Source organism: Streptomyces lonarensis, from assembly GCF_012033735.1.
Lineage (GTDB): Bacteria > Actinomycetota > Actinomycetes > Streptomycetales > Streptomycetaceae > Streptomyces > Streptomyces lonarensis.
The window spans coordinates 1-3,308 of record NZ_JAAVJD010000374.1 but is presented as its reverse complement, the minus strand read 5'-3'; the positions used below and the strand labels follow the sequence as shown (position 1 = coordinate 3,308).

3 protein-coding genes and 1 pseudogene are annotated in these 3,308 nt (G+C 75.9%); all 4 read right to left on the bottom strand.

What is annotated here, in order from left to right; genetic code table 11:
• Window positions 1-292, bottom strand: a pseudogene (locus HCN56_RS24635) (hypothetical protein); the annotation flags it as partial.
• On the bottom strand, window positions 285-575 hold the full coding sequence (locus HCN56_RS24630) for an acyl carrier protein (RefSeq protein ID WP_167974725.1): 291 nt from the start codon (window positions 573-575) through the stop codon (window positions 285-287). The gene HCN56_RS24630 and the pseudogene HCN56_RS24635, both read right to left, overlap by 8 nt.
• Window positions 572-1,621: a threonine ammonia-lyase gene (locus tag HCN56_RS24625; protein WP_312871434.1), complete on the bottom strand. Its 1,050-nt coding sequence runs from the start codon at window positions 1,619-1,621 to the stop codon at window positions 572-574. The genes HCN56_RS24630 and HCN56_RS24625 overlap by 4 nt, the downstream gene beginning before the upstream one ends.
• The gene (locus HCN56_RS24620; protein WP_167974723.1) at window positions 1,618-3,165 is read right to left on the bottom strand and encodes an amino acid adenylation domain-containing protein; all 1,548 of its coding nucleotides are present in this window, start codon (window positions 3,163-3,165) and stop codon (window positions 1,618-1,620) included. Before HCN56_RS24620 ends, HCN56_RS24625 begins: the two co-directional genes overlap by 4 nt.
• Window positions 3,166-3,308 lie beyond the last annotated feature (143 nt).

The following is a 3,308-nucleotide window of genomic DNA, read 5'->3' as shown; positions in this document are numbered from 1 at the left end:
TGTGGTCGAACTTCTCGGCGTGGAGGGCGAGTTCCGCGGGTGCGAGTTCCTTCACGCCGTCCACGGGGAAACCCGGACCACGCAACGAGAACTGCTCCCACAACCGCCACCGACCACCCGGGTCCGAACCGACCGCCGAGCCCGGGGCGACCGCCGGGGCGGCACCCCGCGACGTGGTGTCGCGCGGGGTGCCGCCCCGGTCGCCGCCGCCCGAGGGGGCGACGCCTGCCGGCGCCGTCCCCCCGGCGGTGCCGGCTGCCGCGCCGGCCTGCGGTGCGATGCCCTCAGCCATCGGTCCGCTCGTCCCCGTCACCCAGCTCCTCGGCGACCGCCTCAGCCAGCTCCACCGGGGTCGGGTAGGCGAACACCAGGGCCACCGGGACCTCGCCGCCCACCTCGCGCTCGATGCGGCCGGTGATCTGAAAGGCGGCCAGCGAGTCGCCGCCGCACTCGAAGAAGTCGCTCGTCTCGTCGAGCCCTTCGTCCTGCAGCGCCTCGCGGTAGACCGAGGTGATCAGCTCGGTCAGCTCGGCGGTGGTCACCGCGGCGGGAGTGGCGGTCTGCTGCGTCGTCATCGTGCGCTCCAGAGGGTCGGTTCGGTGGACGGGTGGACGGCGGTCTCGCCGTCCACCCCGAGGGACGGGGAGGACAGGGCGCCCGCGGCGGCGGGTGCGCCCCGGGCGGGAAGAGCAGCGGGGGAGATGTTGCCGCCGGAGACGACGACCGCGGCCCGGCCGTGGAAGCCGCGACGCAGCGCGCCGGCCAGGGCCACCGCGCCGCTCGGCTCGGCGGGGACGCCGCCGCGGTGCAGCAGTTCCGTCGCGGCGAGGATCTCGTCGTCCTCGACCGCGATCAGCTCGTCGGTCCGGCGCCGCACCACCGGGAACGTCACCGCTCCCGGCCGCTGTCCCCGCAGCCCGTCGGCCACGGTGCGGGACGGCGGCACCTGCACCGGATGCCCGGCGGCCAGCGACAGCGCGTAGCGGCGGGCGTCCATCGGCTCGACGCCGATGATCCGCACCGGGCGGCGGCGGCCGACGAGCTCCGCGGCGAGGCAGCACCCCGCCAGCAGACCGCCGCCCCCGGTCGGCACGAACAGCAGCTCCAGCGACGGCAGGTCGTGGAGGACTTCCAGGGCGACGGTCCCCTGGCCGGTGACGACGCGGGGGTCGTCGGAGGAGGGCACCAGCAGCGCTCCGGTGCGTGCCGCCAGCAGCCGGGCGTGCCGCTCGCGGTCGGCGACGCCGCCGGCGACGGTCACGACGTCCGCCCCCAGCTCCCGGACGCGTTCGGCCTTCGTCGGCGAGGCACCTTCCGCCATCACCACCGTGGTGCGCAGGCCGCGGGGGCGGGCCAGTGTCGCGAGGGCGATGCCGTGGTTGCCCGAGGAGCCGGTCACCACGGAGTCGACCGCGCCGGCGGCGATCGCGTTCGCGGCGCCGCGTGCCTTGAAGGAGCCCCCGAGCTGGAGGTGTTCGGCCTTCAGCAACAGGCCCGGCACGCCCGGTACCGGCAGCAGCGGGGTGCGGCGGACCAGCCCCCGCAGCCGCTGGGCGGCCCGCGCGACGTCGGCCGGTTCCGGTACCGGAACCGGCGGCAGCTCCGCCGGGGGCGCGGTCACGTCCCCGCCCCGCTCGCCGCCGCGCGGAGCGCGGAGCGGTCGGCCTTGCCGGTGGTGGTGGTGGGGACCCGTCCGATGCGGTGGAACCGCCGGGGCATCATGTGCGCGGGCAGCGTCTCCGCGAGGTGCCGGCGCAGTTCGGCGTCGGTCACCTCCTGGGGCGACGCCCCCGTGAGGTGGGCGCTGAGGAAGACCCGGCCGCGGTCGTCCGCGTCGGCGGTCACCACGGCGCCGGTGATCCGGGGGTGGGTGAGCAGGGCGCCCTCGACCTCGGACGGGTCGACCCGGTAGCCGCGGATCTTGATCTGCCGGTCCGAACGGCCCAGGTACTCCAGTGTGCCGTCGGGCCGCAGCCGGCCCAGGTCGCCGGTGCGGTACTCCCGCGAGCCCGGGGGCCCGAGCGGGTCCGGCCGGAACCGGTCGGCGGTGAGGACCGGATTGCCGCGGTAGCCGCGTGCCACTCCCACGCCGCCGAGGACGATCTCGCCGACCTGCCCCGCCGCGACCGTCACGCCGTCCGGAGAGGCCAGCCGGGCCGACATCCCGTCGATGGCGGCGCCCACCACGTCGGCGCCGACCTCGGGCTCCTCCGCCACCCGGTGCCGGGTGGCGGTCATGGTGCACTCGGTGGGGCCGTACTGGTTGACGAGCACGCCCGGCAGCAGCTTCCTCGCCCCGGAGGTCAGGAACGGCAGCAGCGACTCCCCGCTGCACACCACCAGTCGCAGCCCCCGCAGCCGTTCGGCGGCGTCGTCCTGCTGGGAGAGGAAGGTCAGGAACGACGGCGTGACACTGAGCAGGGTGTTGACGCCGTTCCGCTCCACCGTGGAGAGGAAGTCGTCCGCCCGCAGCAGTGAGGCCCGGTCGGTCAGCACCAGGGTGCCGCCGGCGACCAGCGGCGCGAAGGTGTCGCGGATGGAGGCGTCGTACCCGGCCGGAGCCACCTGCAGTGCGACGCTCCAGTCGCCCATCGCGTAGTCGCGTGCCACGAACCGCAGGTACGAGTCGAGCCCGGCGCGTTCGATCAGCACGGCGTTGGGAGTTCCGGTGCTCCCGGAGGTGTGGCTGACGTAGGCGAGGGCGGCCCCCGGTACCTCGGGCCACCAGGCGGCCGCCGGGCCGCCGGCCGCCTCGGGCACCGGCTCCCTCTCGGCCTCCGCCGTGAGGTCGTCCAGGTCCAGGACCGGCCCCGGGGCGGGCAGCGCGCCCCGACGGGCGACGGCGCCGCGGGTCAGCAGCATCTCGGCACCGCCGCTCTCGACGGCCGCGGCCAGCCGCTGGGCGGGTTGCGTCAGGTCCAGCGTCAGGAAGGCGCCGCCCGCCCGGAGCACCGCGGCGACCGCCACCACGCTGTCCGCGCCCGGGTCCAGCGCGATCGCGCACACCCGCTCCGGCCCCACCCCGCGCGCCGCGCGGGCGCGCGCCAGCCGTTCCACCCGCTCGACGAACCGCCCGTAGCTCACGGGCCCGTCCGGTGTCCGCAGCGCCACCGCCGTCGGCCGCCGCTCCGCGTGCTCCCGGATGTCGTCCAGGAACCTCACCACGAGGGGACACCTCCCTGGACGTGCTCCTGGTCGACGGCGACGAAGCGGAGTTCGGAGGTGTAGGTGTTGTGGTGTTCGTCGGTGAGCCAGGTCTGGTCGGGGGTGGGGAGCATTTCGGTGAGGGTGAGGGTGGCGCCGGGGTT